This window comes from Sphingomonas sp. URHD0057 (assembly GCF_000620665.1).
Taxonomy (GTDB): domain Bacteria; phylum Pseudomonadota; class Alphaproteobacteria; order Sphingomonadales; family Sphingomonadaceae; genus Sphingomicrobium.
The window spans coordinates 71901-89588 of record NZ_JIAU01000006.1; the positions used below are offsets into that span (position 1 = coordinate 71901).

Sequence of the window (17688 nt, forward strand, 5' to 3'; positions counted from 1 at the left end):
CTGGCTGTTCTTTCAAATGGGCCTGACCTCGCCGGAGGCCCTGCGCAGCGGCGCTTTTTCGTTTCGGGGCTTTTTTGCGGCGGTGATGCTGTCCACCCTGATCAGCTTGATCATCGCGACGCTCGTTCAAGCGGCGCTGACCCGCGCCACGGTGGCCGCCAACGAAGGCCGTCGCGCCACCTTCGGCGAAAGCCTGTCGAGCGCTCTTGGAGTGGTTGCTCCCCTGATCGGGTTGAGTATCCTCTTCTCCCTCGGTGTGGGGCTCGGCTTCGTCCTGTTGCTCGTCCCCGGATTCATTCTGTTGACGATGTGGGCGGTCGCGGTTCCGGCGCTGGTGATCGAACGAACCGGGGTGTTCGCCGCATTCGGCCGCAGCGCGGAACTGACCAAGGGCGCACGCTGGAAAATCTTCGGCCTGTTCCTCGTTCTGGGCGTGGCTTATTGGCTGCTGTCGATCGTCTTTGGCCTCGTCGGCCTGGCGACGTACAATCCCGCCACCGCCACCTCTGGCATCAGCGTCGCGAACGTCATCGGCAGCGTTGTCCTCGGCACCGTTTTCAATACGCTCTGGGGAACTCTTCAACCCTCGCTGTACGTCGAGCTGCGCCAATGGAAGGAAGGCTCGAGCGTCGACAATCTCGAAGCGGTGTTCGCCTAAATCCAGGGCGGATCTGGACTGCCATATTAAACTACTGATTTTGCGAGATAAAAATGGTGGGCGTGGCAAGGATTGAACTTGCGACCCCTGCGATGTCAACACAGTGCTCTACCACTGAGCTACACGCCCACCCGGGGTACGGCCATGGCCGGAAGGCTGGGCATGTAGAGGCAGCCTCGCGGCCGCGCAACCCGGAGCGGGCGCTTATCTCCGGACCGTGCGCTGGAACTCGTCAAGCTTGACCCGAAGGCCCGCCGGGACGGCGTCGGGCGTCCCTCTGGTCATGGCCGACCAGCGCACGACGCCATTCGCATCGGTCGCCGACACCCCGAGGTAGGGCTCGCCGCTCCACATCACGAGCTTGCCGGTAATCGACATGTGTCCCCGGGTGTCGCGCTCAACATCGAAGCCGCGCTTGCTGAGCTCGGCCAGCATCAGCTCGCTCGTCGCCCGCGCCAGCGGATCGTACCGCGGGTCGCCGGTCTGGTTGGCGATGTCGGTCATCGCGATATCGGGCCGGGAGGTCATCGAGCGTACCGCGAGCACGGCGCCGATCCCGACGAGGATGGCAACGGCCGTAGCGGTGATCACGCGCCAGCGCGCCGGCCTCGAAGCGGGTGCGGAAGCGGAGCCGATCAGGCGATAGCCCCGCTTGGGGATCGTCTCGATCAGCTTGGCGTCGCGAGCGTCGTCATCGAGAGCGCGCCGCAGCTGCCCGACCACCACGGCGACGCTGTTTTCCGACAGCGAGCGGCCGCTCCATACTTCCTGGATCAGTTGTTCGTGCGTAACCACGCCGCCGCGCGCGGCGCACAGCAGCTCGAGCGTCTTCGCGGCGCGCGGCTCGAGCCGGCGGACCTCGGACCGGCGCCTGAGCTCGCCGGCCGCGGGGTGGAAACGCCACTCGCCAATGCGGTGACCGCCGATGTCGCTGACGAGATTCATGACTGATGCCCATAGCGGAGCAGTGCGCGGGCGGCGAGATTGGCTCTGAATCGGACTTCCAGAAAGGTAGAGACGGCGGCAGGCCTAAAGCTGCCCGTGCTGGTCCTCCGTCTGGAACATCCGGTCGACCTCCATGACGAGGTCTTTCAAGTGGAACGGCTTGGAGAGGAGCTTGGCCTCCGGCGCGGTGCGGCCGCCCTGAAGCGCGACGGCGGCGAAGCCGGTGATGAACATGACGCGGATCGACGGGTCGATCGCGCTCGCTTTCTGGGCCAGCTCGATGCCGTCCATCTCCGGCATCACGATGTCGGTCAGCAACAGGTCGAAGCGCTCGGTCTCGAGCAGCGGCATCGCCTCGGTGCCGCAGCCGACGGCCTGGACGTCATAACCGACCCGCTGCAGCGCACGCTGCAGATACTCGCGCATCGACGTATCGTCTTCGGCTAGAAGGATTCTCGCCATGGCCATGTGTATGCTCTGATCGATTGCGTTTTGCCAGAAGCGAATAACACATTCGTGCGTTGCAGCGCCTCAAGGCGAGTCCTAAACTGGCACGAATTTTAACCGTGACGCCCCTCCCTCCTCCAGTCGCGCACCCGGCCCGCGGGCCATTGCCGGTGCTGCTCTCGGTTCCGCATTCGGGCCGCGACTATCCCGCTTGGCTGATCGACATGGCCGCGGCGGGACGGCCATCGCTGACAGCGCTGGAAGACCCACTGGTGGACCGCCTGGTGTGGCGCGCGGTCGGCAAGGGTGTTGGGGCAATCATTGCCCAGGCGCCACGCGCAGCGGTCGACTGCAATCGCGCCGAGGACGAAGTCGACCCGTCCGTGATCGATGGCGCGCGCCGGTCGCGGGTGACCGCGCGGGCGCGCGGCGGGCTCGGCATCGTTCCCGCGCGAACGCTTCAACATGGTTTCCTGTGGCGCCGCGCGATCAGTCCCGCGCAGCTCGATGCGCGGCTCGACCAGGCGCACCGGCCTTATCACCAGGCGATCGCGGACGAACTGTCGCTATTGCTCGACCGCTTCGGCTGCGCGCTTCTGCTCGATTGTCATTCGATGCCACCGCCCGCGGCGGGGATCGCTTCGGTGATCTTCGGCGACCGTCGCGGCCGCACCGCGGATGCCTGGCTGAGCCAGGAAGCGTTGGCCATTGCCGACCGCTGTGGTTTCGCGGCGGGGCTCAACGACCCGTTTGCCGGCGGCCACGTCATCGAGCGCCACGCGCGCCCGGCACACGGCGTCCACGCGCTTCAGATCGAGATCGACCGCAGCTGCTATCTCGACGCCAGGCTCACCGCGCCGGGCCCGGGATTCGACCAAGCCGCCGGCCTGATCGAGGCGCTCGCAATTGGCCTCGGCGAAGCCTTGCTCGGCCGCCACCAGTTCGCGACGGCGGCCGAATAGAGCGTCAGGCGTCGGTCGTCACGGGCTGCGGAACCGGTACCGGCGCCTTGCCCAGCTGCATCTGCCGCCCGAACACTTCGCGCATCTGGCTCAGTGAGAAGAGGTGAGCGAAGATCAGCGCGAGCATGCCGTTCTGGTTCATCTTGCGCAGCTCGTCGCCGCGCATGTCGCGCAGCTTGTCTTCGTCGATCATGCGGAAGCCGCGGTAGATGAAGGGCTGGTCGGACCCTTCCGGCTGGATCGCAACTTCGCCGTCCATCAGGAGGTTGCTCGTCTTGAGCTCCTCGACAAAGGCGCCGGTGCGCTGGCCGGCGGCCTCGAACTGCTCGCAAAACTGCAGGATCGCCTTGGTCGCATCGCTCGGCTGATCGCCGTCGAACAGCGCCTGGCCCTCCTCGAAATCGCCGACCGCATCGGCGGTCGGGTCGAAGCACAACGACAGCTCGTCGGTGTCCGGGCGCAGCCGGGCCAGCATGAACGGATAGCGGCGGATATAGGCCGGGATGTAAATGCCCTGCTCGCGCGGGCGGCCGTCTTCGTCGAGGAACACGTTGACGCCCTCGTTGAGGCCCATCAGCGCGATCGGGACGGGATTGTCGCCGATCGAGAAGACGATCGGATAGTGGCGCTGGGCGAGACCGAATTCGTCGACGGTTACCGGAATTGCATGGGTCTGACCGATCTGACCCATCTTGAGCATGGTGCGGACCTTCATGGTGCCATGCTGGGTGACGTTGACCGGCTCGAGCGTCTGATAGAAAAGCGGCAGCTGTGGGTTCTGGGCGGCAGTCGCCATCCTGATTTCTCTCCTGGGGGGCGGGCTTACGGCTTTGGACGAGCAGCGCAGGCCTGCCGATAAGCAGTGCGAGCCGCCTCTATTGGCCTCGCCTCGATTCCGCAAGCCGCGGGGCTGCCTCCGCTTGGTGCATTCGCCTTGCGGATCAGTTCATTGATCATTCAACGCACCGCTGCGAAGCCCGGCCTCGAGATGGCGGGGACAGCGTGACTCCTGGGACGATGTTCGGCGTGTGGCCGTTCCTGCTGGCTTTGTTCGCCGTGCAGAGCGGGCCGGCGCCCCAGACCATCACCCGCATGGTCGTCGAGCAGACGGTAGTTTGGCGGGTCCCGCTCCAGCCCCGGCCGATGATGGCGCAGATCGAGTGGATCGAGGGAGCGGGCCTTAAATGCATCCCCGTCGAGAACATCCGGCGCGCGCTGCTGTCGGGGCCCGAACGTGTCGATTTCGTCTTCGCCCGCGGAGCGCGAGTTCGGGCTGAATTCGATGAGGACTGCCCGGCACTCGATTATTACGGCAACTTCTACCTGCAGCCGCGGGACGGCAAGCTGTGCGCCGGCCGCGATGTGGTCCATTCGCGGATCGGGGGAAGTTGCACAATCGGCAGCTTCCGGCGCCTCGTGCCGCGCCTGAAACGCCAGATTCCTTGACTTTTCGGGCTGCGGCCTCAAATAGCTGAGGCTTGGTTGCCGCGCTTTGACGCAGTGCCGCCGCATAACTCTATCTTCCGGATTTTGAATGTCTTTTGCCGATCTCGGCCTTTCTGATGAATTGCTTCGCGCGGTCGCTGACAGCGGCTATGGCGAGCCAACGCCGATCCAACGGGCGGCGATCCCCTCGGTTCTGATGGGCAAGGACCTGGTCGGCATCGCCCAGACCGGGACCGGCAAGACGGCCGGGTTTGTCCTGCCGATGATCGACATCCTGCACGAAGGCCGGAGCCGGGCGCGTATGCCGCGCTCGCTGATCCTCGAGCCGACGCGCGAGCTGGCGCAGCAGGTGTCGGAGAATTTCGAGAAATACGGCAAGTACCACCCGCTTTCGATGGCGCTGCTAATGGGCGGTGTTCAAATGGGCGACCAGGTGAAGGCGCTAGAAAAGGGAGTCGACGTGCTGATAGCGACGCCGGGGCGGCTGATGGACCTGTTCGGCCGCGGCAAGATCATGCTCACCGACTGCAAGCTGCTGGTGATCGACGAAGCCGACCGGATGCTCGACATGGGCTTCATCCCGGACATCGAGGAAATCTGTTCCAAGCTTCCGAAGAGCCGCCAGACCCTGCTCTTTTCGGCGACGATGCCGCCGCCGATCCAGAAGCTCGCCGCGAAATTCCTCACCGATCCCAAGCGGATCGAAGTCGCGCGGCCGGCCACCGCGAACGTCAACATCGAGCAACGGCTGGTCGAAGTTCGCGGCGACAAGAAGAAGGACGCGCTGCGCGACATCCTGCGTCACGAGGAATTCAGGAACGCGATCGTCTTCTCCAACCGCAAGACCACCGTCCGCGAGCTGGCCTCAAGCCTCAAGCGCTCGGGCTTCTCGGTCGGCCAGATCCAGGGTGATATGGACCAGTCCGATCGCATCGCCGAGTTCGACCGGTTCAAGAAGGACGAGATCAACATCCTCGTCGCCTCGGACGTCGCCGCGCGCGGGCTCGACGTCAAAGGCGTCAGCCACGTGATCAACTTCGACGTGCCGTGGCAGCCCGACGATTACATCCATCGCATCGGCCGCACGGGCCGCGCCGGCTTGACCGGGATCGCCATCACACTGGCCACCCGCGAGGACCGCGAGGCGGTAGCCGCGATCGAGAAGCTGATCGGCCACAAGATCACCCGGGTGGGGACGGCGGAAGACCAAGCGACGCCCGCCGAATCGCCCAGAGCCCGCGAAACGAAAGAAGCGGTGGAGGCGACCAAACCGCGCGAGGACAGAAGGCCTGCGCCCAAGCCGCGCGAGACCAGAGAGCCAGCGCCCGAGCCGCGCGAGGCCAGAAAGCCGGCGCCCGAGCCCAAAGCGAAGCCCGCGCCGGCGAAGACACAGGAACCACCGGCCGAACGTTCGCCCGTGGTCGAGGACATGCAAAGCGAGTGGAACGGCCCGCTCCCCAGCTTCCTGTCCCACCGCGCAAGCTAGGCACAGCGCTGACACTGGAAAGCGCTGGCGGCGCTCCCTAGCTCCTTCGTCGGCTGGCCAGCGAAGGAATCCCCATGACCGACGACACGACCGAGTATGTTCCGCCGAAAGTCTGGACCTGGGAACAGCCGAGCGGAGGCCAGTTCGCCAATATCAACCGCCCGATCGCCGGCGCTACGCACGACGCCGAGCTGCCGGTCGGCAAACATCCCTTCCAGCTTTATTCCCTCGCCACGCCGAACGGCCAAAAAGCCGGCATCATGTTCGAGGAGCTGCTCGCCAGGGGGCACACGGACGCCGAATATGACGCCTGGCCGATCCGCATCGGCGAAGGCGACCAGTTCGGCAGCGGCTTCGTCGCCATCAACCCCAATTCGAAGATCCCTGCCCTGGTCGACCGCAGCGGGCCCGAGCCGGTGCGCGTGTTCGAATCCGGCGCCATCCTCGTCTATCTCGCCGAGAAGTTCGGGGAATTCCTCCCCAAGTCGGGCCCCGAGCGCGCCGAGACCCTGTCCTGGCTGTTCTGGCAAATGGGCAGCGCACCCTTCCTCGGAGGCGGCTTCGGCCACTTCTTCGCTTACGCGCCGACCAAGCAGGAATATCCAATCAACCGCTATTCGATGGAAGCCAAGCGGCAGTTCGATGTGCTCAATCGTCGTCTTGCCGAGAACGAATATATCGCGGGCGCGGACTACAGCATCGCCGACATCGCCATCTGGCCGTGGTACGGCGGTGTCGCGCTCGGCCGGTCCTACGCCGGGGCCGACGAATTCCTCGCGACTCATGAGTATGAGCACGTCATGCGCTGGGCGAAGGCGATCGACGCTCGCCCGGCGGTCAAGCGCGGCCGCATCGTCAACAAGATGACCGGCGACGAAAGCGAGCAATTGCACGAGCGCCACGACGCCAGCGACTTCGATCTGCGGACCGAGGACAAGGTTCCGCTGACCCCGGAACTGGAAGATGCCGCCGCGGTCAGCGACGACGCGATCTAAACCGTGCCCCTGCGGAGGCAGGGGCCCAGACGCGCGAAGCGCTTAAGCGGCTTCGCCGGACTGGGCTCCTGCCTTCGCAGGAGTACGATACCGCGCCAGGAACTCACCGGCGAACGACTGCAGCCGCTGCTCCTTGATCGCGTCGCGCGATGTCTGCATCAATCGCTGATAGAACCACAGATTGTGCTGGGTCATCAGCATCGCGCCGAGGATCTCGCCCGATTTGACCAGGTGATGGACGTAGGCGCGGCTGAAGGTCGCGCAGGCCGGGCACGGGCACCCAGGCTCGATTGGGTCGGCGTCTTCGGCAAAGCGCGCGTTGCGGAGGTTGAGGGGACCGTCGGCGGTAAACGCCTGGCCGGTGCGGCCCGAGCGGGTCGGCAGCACGCAGTCGAACATGTCGATACCGCGCATCACCGCCTCGACGATGTCGTCGGGCTTGCCGACGCCCATCAAATAGCGCGGCTTGTCGGCGGGCAGCATGCCGACCGCAAAATCGAGGCAGCCGAGCATCGCTTCCTGCCCTTCTCCCACCGCAAGGCCGCCGACGGCATAGCCGTCGAACCCGATGTCGATCAGCGCATCGCTTGACGCCCGGCGCAGCGTCTCGTCGAGCGCACCCTGCTGAATGCCGAAAATGGCGGCTCGCCCGCCATGCTCGCCGCCGCGGTCGAATTCCGCGCGGCTGCGCTTCGCCCAGCGGATCGAGCGCTCCATCGCCTCGCGCTGCGCCTGCGGCGTAGAGGTCGTCGGCACCAGCTGGTCGAATTGCATGACGATGTCGCTATCGAGCAGGCGCTGCACCTCGATCGAGCGCTCCGGCGAGAGCATATGGCGCGACCCGTCGAGATGGCTGGCGAAGGCGACCCCCTCCTCCGTCACCTTGGTCAGTTCGCTAAGGCTCATCACCTGATAGCCGCCGCTGTCGGTCAGGATCGGCCGGTCCCAGCCCATGAAACTGTGCAGCCCGCCGAGCTTCGCGACGCGCTCGGCGCCGGGGCGGAGCATCAGGTGATAAGTGTTGCCGAGGATGATGTCGGCGCCCGACGCCCGCACCTCTTCGGGGCGCATCGCCTTGACCGTCGCCGCGGTCCCGACCGGCATGAACGCCGGCGCCCGGATCTCGCCGCGCCGCATCGCGATGGTGCCGGTGCGCGCGGCGCCATCGGTCGCGGAAATCGTGAAGGCAAAGCGGGTCACGGACGCGCTCCTAGCGGTGAGGAATCCTCGCGGCTACATCCGCGCCGTGATCGATCCCCTCGCCTATCCCATCATGACCGGGGTCGCCGTCGTTTCGGGGTTCGTCGATTCCATTGCCGGGGGAGGCGGGCTGATCATGATGCCGGCGTTGTTCTTCGCCGGCGCCGCCCCGCTCCAGGCGCTCGGCACCAACAAGCTGCAATCGGTGTTCGGAACCGGCGTCGCGCTGCGCAATTACTGGCGCTCGGGCTTGATCGAGTGGCGCCCGAACCGCCTCACGGTCGCTCTCGTATTCAGTGGCGCGGTCCTCGGCGCGCTGGTGGTCCAGCTAATCCAGACGCGTCTGCTCAACCTGATTATCCCCGTGCTGCTGGTTGCCTCCGCGCTCTACATCCTGCTGTCGCCGCGGATGAGCGACGAGGATGCGCATCATCGCGCGACGTCGAAAGGCTATGCCCCGATCGGCTCGGCGATCGGCTTCTACGACGGCTTCTTCGGCCCCGGCACCGGCACCTTCTTCTCGACTACCCTCGTCGGCTTACGGGGTTACGGCCTGACCAAGGCGACCGCGGTTACCAAGCTGTTCAACTTCTCGAGCAACGTCGCCAGCGTGCTGCTGTTCGCGCTCGGCGGCCACATGCTGTGGCTGCTCGGCCTGTGCATGGCGGTCGGCGCGATGATCGGCGGCTGGCTCGGCAGCCACAGCGCGCTCAAACTGGGCGCGCGCCTCATCCGCCCGCTGCTGGTGACGATCTCGCTGGCGCTCACGGTCAAGCTGCTGTGGGGCTATTTCGCGGGGTGACGCTTTGGCGCTAAGGAAAGCGGATGTCAGAGACACCACCGATCGAGCGCGCGTTCGCTCTGGCTCGATCGGGGCATTACCGAAGCGTTTCGGAAATCATCCGGCGCTTGCCTGCGGAAGATCGCGAAGCCGTTCAAGCGCACCTCAGCGACCACGCGGCGAGACGTGAGCTCATTTTGATGTGCAGCGACGCCTGGCTCGCAAACAACTAGCGCGGCAGCAGCAAGCTCGCGTCGCCATAGCTGAAGAAGCGGTATTGCTCGGCGACCGCGTGGGCATAGGCCGCCTTCGTGACGTCGAGGCCCATCAGCGCGCTGACCAACATGAACAGCGTCGACTTGGGTAGATGGAAGTTGGTGATGAGGCCGTCGATCGCCTTGAAGCGATAGCCCGGCGTGATGAAGATCGCAGTGTCGCCCTCGAACGGGTGGATGGTGCCGCGCTCATCGGCGGCGCTTTCGAGCAGGCGCAGGCTCGTTGTGCCGACGGCGATCAAGCGCCGTCCCTCCGCCCGCGCCGCGTTCAGCCGGTCCGCCGTCGCCGCGTCGATGCGCCCCCATTCGGCATGCATCTTATGCTCGTCGATCCTCTCCGACTTGACCGGAAGGAAGGTGCCCGCGCCGACGTGGAGGGTCAGCACCTCGCGCCCGATGCCGCGCGCCTGCAGCGCCTCGATCAGCTCGGGCGTGAAGTGCAGCGCCGCCGTCGGCGCGGCGACGGCGCCTTCCTCGCGGGCGAACATCGTCTGATAGTCGCTGCGGTCGGCTTCATCGACCGCCCGCCGCGACGCGATGTAGGGCGGCAGCGGCATCCGCCCCGCTCGTTCGAGCAGGAGCTCGACCGGCTCGTCGCCGAGGAAATGGAGCAGGCCCGACCCGTCCTCATGTTTCGCGACCAGCGAGGCGCTGACCCGCTCGCCGAACTCGATGGTATCGCCCGGCCGCACCCGTCTGGCGTTGCGCAGGAATGCCTGCCAGTCGCGTGGGCCTTCGCGCTTGTGCAAGGTGGCGCCGATGCTCGCGTCCCCGCGCCGCCCTTCGAGCTGCGCGGGGATGACCTTGGTGTCGTTGAACACCAGCACGTCGCCAGGCTCCAGCAGCTCCGGCAGGTCGCGCACCGAGCGGTCGGACGTCTCAGAGCCACGAACGACGAGAAGCCGTGCCGAATCGCGCGGGCGCGCCGGCCTCAGCGCGATGCGCTCGGCGGGAAGCTCGAAATCGAAGTCGGACAGGCGCATCGCGCCCGAGCATTAGACGCCGAGGTGCGCGCTCACAATTTTGGTCGGCTCGGGCGGCGGCTCGCCCGGCGCGATCTTGTCGACCGCGTCCATGCCCGAAATCACCCGGCCGAAGACCGTGTAATTATGCTCGAGGGTGCGGTTGGGAAGAAACATGATGAAGAACTGGCTGTTCGCACTGTCGTCGGACGCAGCGCGGGCGGCGGCCACGGTGCCGCGAAGGAACGGCATTTCGGTGAACTCGGCCTTGAGATCCGGAAGCGTCGAGCCGCCCTCGCCCGTTCCCTTGGGATCGCCGCCTTGCGCCATGAAGCCCGCGATCACGCGATGGAAGGTGAGCCCGTTGTAGAAGCCCTGGCCGACCAGCGTCTGGATCCGCTGGACATGGTTGGGAGCAAGATCGGGGCGCAGCTGGATCACGACCGTCCCGCCATTCGACAGCACGAGCGTCAGCTTGTTGTTGGGGTCGGCGACAACTTGCGGCGGCGCGGCCATGCTCGGCAGCGGCGGCGCGACGAACGGCGCCGGCTTGGCGGCAATCAGCGCGAATGCCGCGAACGGCAGCGCGTACAGAAACTTAGTGGACATAGAGCTCCCCGGGGAATGCCGATCCGCCTAGTGCGGCGACGCGGCTGACGCCAGCCTTAATGGCTACCGTTCAGGTGTCGCCGGACGTCTTCGACGACCGCGGGCGTCACGAAGCTGTCGATCGATCCGCCATAGCGGGCGATTTCCTTGACCAATTTGGATGCGATCGGCTGCAACGACACGTCGGCCATCAGGAAGACGGTCTCGATATTGTCGTTCAGTTTCTGGTTCATTCCGGCCATCTGGAACTCATATTCGAAGTCCGCGACCGCCCGCAGGCCACGCAGGATCGCCTCCGCACCCTGGGCCTCGGCAAAATCCATCAGCAGCGAATCGAACTCGACCACGTCGATGTTGCCGGGGATGCCAGCGACTTCGCGCTTCACCATCGTCATCCGCTCGGCGACGGTGAACATCGGTTCCTTGGACGGGTTGGTGGTGACCCCGATCACCAGCTTGTCGACGATGTGCGCCCCGCGCCGGATGATATCGAGATGCCCGAGCGTGACCGGATCGAACGTCCCCGGATAGACCGCGATCTTCATAGCTTCCCCCTAATGATCCCGCTCGATCGCGAAGCGCGCGATCGCGCGCAGCAAATCCGCCTCAGACCCATGGTCCGACAGGTGCTCGATGGCCTGGCTGACGAGCAGGTCGGCCTGTTGCCGAGCCCGCTCAGCCCCAAGCAGCGAGACGAAGGTCGCCTTGCCCGCGTCGGCGTCGCGCCCGGTCGGCTTGCCCGCTGCGCTCACGTCGCCGCTATGATCGATCAGATCGTCGGCGATCTGGAAGGCAAGCCCGATGTTCCTCGCGTAGCCGCGGTAGGGCGTCCGCGATTCCGCCGGCAGCTTGGTCATGATGCACGCCGCCTCGATCGAATATTCGATCAGCGCGCCCGTCTTCAGCTGCTGCAGGCGGGTGATCGCGGGCAGATCGAGCAGCTGTCCCTCCGCGGCGAGATCCATCATCTGGCCGCCCGCCATGCCGCCGGGACCGACCGCGCGGGCCAGCTCGAGCAACAAATCGGCACGGACCCGGGGATCGTCGTGGGTCGCGGGATGAGCGAGGATCTCGAACGCCAGCGCATGGAGGCTGTCGCCGGCCAGCACCGCCTCGGCCTCGCCGAACGCCTTGTGCACCGCCGGCTTGCCGCGGCGAAGGTCGGCGTCGTCCATGCACGGCAAATCGTCGTGGATCAGCGAATAGGTATGAATCGCCTCGATCGCGCAACCGACGCGAAGCGCGCGCGCCGGGTCGATCGCCAACATCTGGGCGGCGGCGATGGTGAGCAGCGGCCGCAGACGCTTGCCGCCGCCGATCGCGCCATGCCGCATGGCTTCGTACAGCCGTGCCCGCCCGTCGTTGGGCGGGGTGAGCAGCAGGGCGAAGAAATCGTCGACGTCGGCGGAAACGCGCGCCGATTCACTATCGAGCTCGCTGGCGAGCCGGTCGATCGTATCAATCGGCATCGAACGGCTTGAGGCCGGCGGGCTTGCCGTCGCTGCCGAACGCGATCTGCTCGATGCGCGCCTGGGCATCCTTCAGCCGCGCTTCGCAGTGGCGCTTCAGCCGATCGCCTTCCTGGTAGAGCTCGATCGACCGATCGAGCGGCGTCTCGCCCTTCTCGAGAGCGCGCACGATCTCCTCGAGCCGCGCAAGGGCCGCCTCGAAGCTTAGCTGGCTGACATCTTCCACGGTGGCCATTGTTCAGGTTCTGACCCTCATGGGTCCCCGAATCAAGGCGTCGGGGTGTTCTTGAACGGGTCGCGGATGCCTGGGAAGATTTCGTCGCTGGGCGCTTCATCGCCCGCTTCCGCCGCCGCGAGCGCCGCCTCGGCGTCGCGCGCATGCTGCTCGCGCTCTGCCCGCAGCTGATCGATGAGCGCAGCGCGATCGCCTTCGAACCGGGTGTCCTGGAACGCCGGCACGCCCGCTGCCTTGGCCGCCTTGGCGACGGCGGCGTCGAGCTCGCGCTGGGTGGTCAGGCCAAGCGTGACCGGATCCTTCGGCGTGATGTTCGCCATGTTCCAGTGCGAGCGGTCGCGGATTGCGGCGATGGTCGTGCGGGTGGTCCCGATCAGCTTGCTGATCTGCCCATCGCTGACCTCCGGATGATTGCGGATGATCCAGTTGATCCCGTCCGGCTTGTCCTGGCGCTTCGATACCGGCGTGTAGCGCGGGCCGCGGGTGCGGCGGATAGGATCGGGTTCCTTGTGCATCTGAAGCCGGTAATCGGGGTCCGCCTGCCCCTTCTCTATCTCGCCATGAGTCAGCTCACCGGCGCGGATCGGGTCGCGGCCGGTCAGCTTGGTTGCCGCCGTGTCATCGGCGATCGCCTGCACTTCGAGAATGTGGAGGCCGCAAAACTCGGCGATCTGCTCGAACGTGAGCGAGCTGTTTTCGACCAGCCAGGCGGCGGTCGCATGCGGCATCAGGGGCTGGGCCACTGGGTTTCTCCCGGAAAAGATCGAAATTTGAAACAAATAGGGCCGCCCCTCACGGAGCGGCCAGCTTGGCGGGCGATGTAATCCCCCTGCCCGCGCGGAGCAACCCTCGTTAGGCGTCCAACGGCACATGCCCGGGCTGGGTCATGATCCGCTCCATCCACTCGATCACATTGGGATAAAGCGCGAGGTCGAAATCGGCTTCGTCGGCGACATGGGTGTAGGCGAACAGGCAGATATCGGCGAGGCTGAGCGCGTCCCCGACGAACCATTCGCGTACCTTGAGGTGCGAGTCCATCAGCTGCAACGCCTCGTTGCCGAGCTTGCGCTTCACCGGCATTTGGGAGCGCTGGAGATCGGTCAGGCGGTCGATCCCGACCCAGTCCAGCCAGAAGCGTAAGGTCGCGATATTGGGCTCGTGATTGTACTGCTCCCAGAACATCCAGTGGAGCATGTCGGCGCGCTCGAAGCGGTCCGCCGGGATCAGCGGCGACCCCTCGGCGACATAGAAGCAAGCCGCATTGCTCTCGGCAAGAAAGCGCTCGCCGTCTTGAAGCACGGGAATCCGGCCATTGCCGTTGACGCTGGCGAGAAACTCCGGAGTGCGCGTCTCGCCCTTCATGATGTCATATTCGCGCCGCTCGAGCGGCACCCCGACGTGAGCCGCGGTCAGTCGCACCTTGTAGCAATTTCCCGAGAGCGAGAATTCGTGGAGAATCATCGTTATTCCCCCATCTCCAGCACGATCTTGCCAACATGCTCGCCTGATTCCATTCGCGCATGCGCTTCGTTGGCGTCGGCGAGCGGATAGACGCGGTCGATCACCGGCTTCAGCCGCCCGCCCTCGACATAGGGCCAGACCGTCTTGGCGATCTCATCCGCGACCATCGTCTTGAACTCGACCGAGCGCGGCCGCAGCGTCGAGCCGGTCAAGGTCAGCCGCCGCCGCATGATGTCGACGATGTGGATTTCCGCGCTCGGCCCCCGCTGCACGGCGATCGACACGTGGCGCCCCTCCTCGGCCAGGCACGATAGGTTGCGGGGAAGATAGTCGCCGCCGACCATGTCGACGACCACGCTGACGCCCTTGCGGTCGGTCAGGCGGTGCACCTCCTCCACGAAATCCTGGCTCCGGTAGTTGATCGCCGCCTCGGCGCCGAGGTCCAGCGCGCGGCGGCATTTCAGATCGGTCCCGCATGTGACGATGACGTGCAGCCCGAACAACGTCCCGAGCGCGATTCCCATCGTGCCGATGCCGCTGGTCCCGCCATGGATCAGCACCCAGTCGCCGTCGGCGGCGAAGCCGCGCTCGAACAAATTGACCCACACGGTGAACAAAGTCTCGGGCATGGCCGCCGCTTCGACCATCGACAGCGCGTCGGGCACCGCCAGGCAGGTTCCGATCGGCGCGAGGCAATATTCGGCATAGCCGCCGCCCGCGACGAGCGCGCACACGCGCTGCCCGAGCACCTCTTCCGCGCCCTCGCCGGTCGCGACAATCTCGCCCGCAATCTCCAGCCCAAGTACGTCGGGCGCGCCCGGGGGCGGCGGATACATGCCGCGCCGCTGCAGGATGTCAGGGCGGTTCACGCCGGCCGCGGCGACCTTGATCAGGGCTTCGCCGGGACCTGGCTCAGGCAGCGGCCGCTCGACCATGACCAGCCGATCGTCGCCCTCGGTCGGCGAAGCGATCACCGCCTTCATCGTCGAGGGGAGCGAGCCGGGCACAGCGATCCGACTTATTGACAGCGCCCGCCCATCGGTCAACGGTTCGCGCCGTGGACCTCGAAGAACTCTTCCCGAGCAAGCCCGACGACCCGCTGGTCGCGCTCGCTCGGCAGGACCTCGACCCGATCTCGATCGAGGAGCTCAACGAGCGCATCGCGGCCCTGAAGACGGAGATCGAGCGCGTCGAAGCGCACATCGAGGCGGTGAACAAGCATCGCTCCGCGGCCGAAGAGCTGTTCAAGAAGCCATGACCCGCGCGGCCGTTCAGCCGCCGAACAGCTCCGAGTGCGATAATCTGTTGAAAAGCCGTGGCCCGGCACTTGATTGCCGCGCTTTCGCGTATGACATTCCAAGCCAAGCCCGCTGGCTCTTCAGGGGGCAGGGAGTTTTAGCCTAAATGCCTAGTTTCGCTCGCGAACTCGAACAGACCCTGCACAATGCGCTGGGTGAAGCCAGCCGCCGTCGGCACGAGTATGCGACCCTCGAACATCTGCTGATCGCGCTCATCGATGACGAACATGCATCGAAAGTGATGACCGCGTGCGGCGTCAGCCGCGACGATCTGCGCACGTCGGTGAAGCAGTATCTCGACAACGAGCTTGGGGCCCTGGTCGCCGACAGCGCCACCGACCCGACTCCGACCAGCGGCTTCCAGCGCGTCGTCCAGCGCGCGATCCTCCACGTTCAGTCGTCCGGCCGCGATGACGTCACCGGCGCCAACGTGCTCGTCGCATTGTTCTCCGAGCGCGAGAGCTACGCGGTCTATTTCCTCCAGCAGCAGGACATGAGCCGGCTCGACGCCGTCACCTATATCAGCCACGGCGTCGGCAAGGGCGAGACCGCCGCCGAGCCGCGCGCGCCCGAAGGCCCCGAGGACAAAAGCGAGAAGACCGAAGGCAAGAAGGAATCTGCCCTCAAGCAGTTCACCGTCGACCTCAACGAGAAAGCGCGCGCCGGCAAGGTCGACCCGCTGATCGGCCGCATGCCCGAGGTCGACCGCACCGTGCAGATCCTGTGCCGGCGCTCGAAGAACAACCCGCTCTATGTCGGCGATCCGGGGGTCGGCAAAACCGCCATCGCCGAAGGCCTCGCGCGCAAGATCATCGAAGGCGACGTCCCCGAAGTGCTCAAAGGCGCGGTGATCTACGCGCTCGACATGGGCGCGCTGCTCGCCGGCACGCGCTACCGCGGCGACTTCGAGGAGCGCCTGAAGTCCGTCGTCAACGAGCTTGAGAAGCTGCCCAACGCGATTCTGTTCATCGACGAAATCCACACCGTGATCGGCGCCGGCGCAACATCGGGCGGGGCGATGGACGCCTCCAACCTGCTCAAGCCCGCGCTATCCTCGGGAACGATCCGCTGCATCGGCTCGACCACCTACAAGGAGTTCCGCAACCATTTCGAGAAGGACCGCGCGCTGCTGCGCCGGTTCCAGAAGATCGACGTCAACGAGCCGACGATCGAGGACACGATCAAGATCATCGCCGGGCTCCGCTCGTCGTTCGAGCAGCACCACAACGTCCGCTATACGACCGATGCGGTGAAGAGCGCGGTCGAGCTCAGCGCGCGCTACATCCACGACCGCAAGCTGCCCGACAAAGCGATCGACGTGATCGACGAGGTCGGCGCGATGCAGATGCTGGTACCGCCGTCGCGCCGCAAGAAGGTCATCACGACGAAGGAGATCGAGGCGGTCGTCGCGACCATGGCCCGCATCCCGCCGAAGTCGGTCAGCGCCGACGACAAGCAGGCGCTAGGGCACCTGGAAGCCGACCTGAAGCGCGTCGTCTTCGGCCAGGACCTGGCGATCGAAAAGCTCGCCTCGGCGATCAAGCTCAGCCGCGCCGGACTGCGCGATCCCGACAAGCCGATCGGCAACTATCTATTCTCGGGCCCGACCGGCGTCGGCAAGACCGAAGTCGCGCGCCAGCTCGCCTCGATCATGGGCATCCCGCTGCAGCGCTTCGACATGTCCGAATATATGGAGCGCCACGCGGTCAGCCGGCTGATCGGCGCGCCTCCGGGCTATGTCGGCTACGACCAGGGCGGCCTCCTCACCGACGCGGTCGACCAGCATCCGCATTCGGTGCTCCTGCTCGACGAGATCGAGAAGGCGCACCCCGATCTGTTCAACATTCTGTTGCAGGTCATGGACCACGGCAAGCTCACCGACCATCACGGCAAGACCGTCGATTTCCGAAACTGCATCCTGATCATGACCACCAACGCCGGCGCGTCCGACATGGCGCGCGAGAGCATCGGCTTCGGTGCCGCGAGCCGCGAGGACATGCAGGAGGACGCGGTCAAGAAGATGTTCACGCCCGAGTTCCGCAACCGCCTCGATGCGATCGTGCCGTTCAGCTATCTGCCGCCGGCGGTGGTCGCCCGGGTGGTCGACAAATTCATTCTCCAGCTCGAGCTTCAGCTCGCCGACCGCAACGTCCACATCGATCTCGACGACGAGGCGCGCGAGTGGCTGACCAACCGCGGCTACGACAAGCTCTACGGCGCGCGCCCGATGGGCCGCCTCGTCCAGGAGAAGATCAAGCAGCCGCTCGCCGAGGAGCTGCTGTTCGGCAAGCTGGTCAACGGCGGCGAGGTCAAGGTCCGCATCAAGGACAATGCGCCAGCGTTCGAAATCACTCCGGCCGCGCCCAAGGTCAAAGGCAAAGCCGCCGCCAAGCCGAAAGCGGACAAGGCGTCCGCCAAGCGTAAGGCTGGAGGCACCGCGCCGGCCGCGGAGTAAGCCG

At 65.7% G+C, this 17688-nt stretch carries 19 protein-coding genes, 1 tRNA gene and 1 pseudogene; 8 read left to right on the forward strand and 13 right to left on the reverse strand.

The window, feature by feature from the left end; all coding sequences use genetic code 11:
• Window positions 1-16: 16 nt before the first annotated feature.
• A complete protein-coding gene (locus N539_RS0104270; RefSeq protein ID WP_231462873.1) occupies window positions 17-658 on the forward strand; it encodes a hypothetical protein in 642 nt (213 codons plus the stop codon).
• A 54-nt stretch (window positions 659-712) separates the two neighbouring features.
• Here N539_RS0104270 and N539_RS0104275 read toward each other — a convergent pair.
• The 3 genes from N539_RS0104275 to cpdR all read right to left on the reverse strand — a co-directional run bounded on the left by N539_RS0104275 (window position 713) and on the right by cpdR (window position 2065).
• Window positions 713-787: transfer RNA gene (locus N539_RS0104275), tRNA-Val, on the reverse strand.
• Between the two features lie 75 nt (window positions 788-862).
• Complete coding sequence (locus tag N539_RS15325) at window positions 863-1603, reverse strand: winged helix-turn-helix domain-containing protein (protein ID WP_051531328.1); 741 nt, start codon at window positions 1601-1603, stop codon at window positions 863-865.
• Between the two features lie 84 nt (window positions 1604-1687).
• Window positions 1688-2065: a cell cycle two-component system response regulator CpdR gene (gene cpdR / locus N539_RS0104285; RefSeq protein ID WP_028969281.1), complete on the reverse strand. Its 378-nt coding sequence runs from the start codon at window positions 2063-2065 to the stop codon at window positions 1688-1690.
• Window positions 2066-2220: 155 nt separating this feature from the next.
• Here cpdR and N539_RS15330 point away from each other — a divergent pair, with 155 nt between their 5' ends.
• Complete coding sequence (locus N539_RS15330; protein ID WP_051531329.1) at window positions 2221-3012, forward strand: N-formylglutamate amidohydrolase; 792 nt, start codon at window positions 2221-2223, stop codon at window positions 3010-3012.
• A 4-nt stretch (window positions 3013-3016) separates the two neighbouring features.
• On the opposite strand, the gene N539_RS0104295 is transcribed toward N539_RS15330, so the two are convergent.
• Window positions 3017-3808 carry a SapC family protein gene (locus N539_RS0104295; RefSeq protein WP_028969282.1) on the reverse strand — a complete coding sequence of 264 codons (792 nt, stop codon included), beginning with the start codon at window positions 3806-3808 and terminating at the stop codon, window positions 3017-3019.
• 206 nt (window positions 3809-4014) lie between these two features.
• Between N539_RS0104295 and N539_RS15335 the strand changes: the two genes are divergently transcribed.
• From N539_RS15335 to yghU, 3 genes are all read left to right on the forward strand, one after another.
• On the forward strand, window positions 4015-4458 hold the full coding sequence (locus N539_RS15335; RefSeq protein WP_156029752.1) for a hypothetical protein: 444 nt from the start codon (window positions 4015-4017) through the stop codon (window positions 4456-4458).
• Window positions 4459-4546: 88 nt separating this feature from the next.
• On the forward strand, window positions 4547-5944 hold the full coding sequence (locus tag N539_RS0104305) for a DEAD/DEAH box helicase (protein ID WP_028969283.1): 1398 nt from the start codon (window positions 4547-4549) through the stop codon (window positions 5942-5944).
• Window positions 5945-6018: 74 nt separating this feature from the next.
• Window positions 6019-6939, forward strand: a complete 921-nt coding sequence (gene yghU, locus N539_RS15340) for a glutathione-dependent disulfide-bond oxidoreductase (RefSeq protein ID WP_051531333.1) — start codon at window positions 6019-6021, stop codon at window positions 6937-6939.
• Between the two features lie 42 nt (window positions 6940-6981).
• On the opposite strand, the gene tgt is transcribed toward yghU, so the two are convergent.
• Entirely contained in the window at window positions 6982-8139 is a 1158-nt protein-coding gene (gene tgt / locus N539_RS0104315) for a tRNA guanosine(34) transglycosylase Tgt (RefSeq protein WP_028969284.1), read from the reverse strand.
• A gap of 46 nt (window positions 8140-8185) precedes the next feature.
• Between tgt and N539_RS0104320 the strand changes: the two genes are divergently transcribed.
• Entirely contained in the window at window positions 8186-8941 is a 756-nt protein-coding gene (locus N539_RS0104320; RefSeq protein WP_231462875.1) for a TSUP family transporter, read from the forward strand.
• Window positions 8942-9149: 208 nt separating this feature from the next.
• Here the strand turns inward: N539_RS0104320 and queA are convergent, their stop codons facing one another.
• The 8 genes and pseudogenes from queA to N539_RS0104365 all read right to left on the reverse strand — a co-directional run bounded on the left by queA (window position 9150) and on the right by N539_RS0104365 (window position 14914).
• Window positions 9150-10178, reverse strand: a complete 1029-nt coding sequence (gene queA / locus N539_RS0104330) for a tRNA preQ1(34) S-adenosylmethionine ribosyltransferase-isomerase QueA (protein WP_028969287.1) — start codon at window positions 10176-10178, stop codon at window positions 9150-9152.
• 21 nt (window positions 10179-10199) lie between these two features.
• Window positions 10200-10766, reverse strand: a pseudogene (locus tag N539_RS15345) (peptidylprolyl isomerase); the annotation flags it as partial.
• A 56-nt stretch (window positions 10767-10822) separates the two neighbouring features.
• Complete coding sequence (coaD, locus tag N539_RS0104340; protein ID WP_028969288.1) at window positions 10823-11311, reverse strand: pantetheine-phosphate adenylyltransferase; 489 nt, start codon at window positions 11309-11311, stop codon at window positions 10823-10825.
• Window positions 11312-11320: 9 nt separating this feature from the next.
• Window positions 11321-12235 carry a polyprenyl synthetase family protein gene (locus tag N539_RS0104345; RefSeq protein WP_081774189.1) on the reverse strand — a complete coding sequence of 305 codons (915 nt, stop codon included), beginning with the start codon at window positions 12233-12235 and terminating at the stop codon, window positions 11321-11323.
• Complete coding sequence (locus tag N539_RS0104350; protein WP_028969290.1) at window positions 12225-12470, reverse strand: exodeoxyribonuclease VII small subunit; 246 nt, start codon at window positions 12468-12470, stop codon at window positions 12225-12227. Before N539_RS0104350 ends, N539_RS0104345 begins: the two co-directional genes overlap by 11 nt.
• Window positions 12471-12502: 32 nt before the next feature.
• On the reverse strand, window positions 12503-13213 hold the full coding sequence (locus N539_RS15350; RefSeq protein WP_081774190.1) for a DUF1013 domain-containing protein: 711 nt from the start codon (window positions 13211-13213) through the stop codon (window positions 12503-12505).
• A gap of 109 nt (window positions 13214-13322) precedes the next feature.
• Window positions 13323-13931, reverse strand: coding sequence for a glutathione S-transferase family protein (locus N539_RS0104360; protein ID WP_028969291.1), 609 nt, complete (start codon window positions 13929-13931; stop codon window positions 13323-13325).
• 2 nt (window positions 13932-13933) lie between these two features.
• Complete coding sequence (locus N539_RS0104365) at window positions 13934-14914, reverse strand: NAD(P)H-quinone oxidoreductase (protein WP_051531337.1); 981 nt, start codon at window positions 14912-14914, stop codon at window positions 13934-13936.
• Between the two features lie 74 nt (window positions 14915-14988).
• Here N539_RS0104365 and N539_RS0104370 point away from each other — a divergent pair, with 74 nt between their 5' ends.
• On the forward strand, window positions 14989-15189 hold the full coding sequence (locus N539_RS0104370) for a DUF1192 domain-containing protein (RefSeq protein WP_028969293.1): 201 nt from the start codon (window positions 14989-14991) through the stop codon (window positions 15187-15189).
• Window positions 15190-15335: 146 nt separating this feature from the next.
• The gene (clpA, locus tag N539_RS15355; RefSeq protein WP_051531339.1) at window positions 15336-17684 is read left to right on the forward strand and encodes an ATP-dependent Clp protease ATP-binding subunit ClpA; all 2349 of its coding nucleotides are present in this window, start codon (window positions 15336-15338) and stop codon (window positions 17682-17684) included.
• Window positions 17685-17688: the final 4 nt, after the last annotated feature.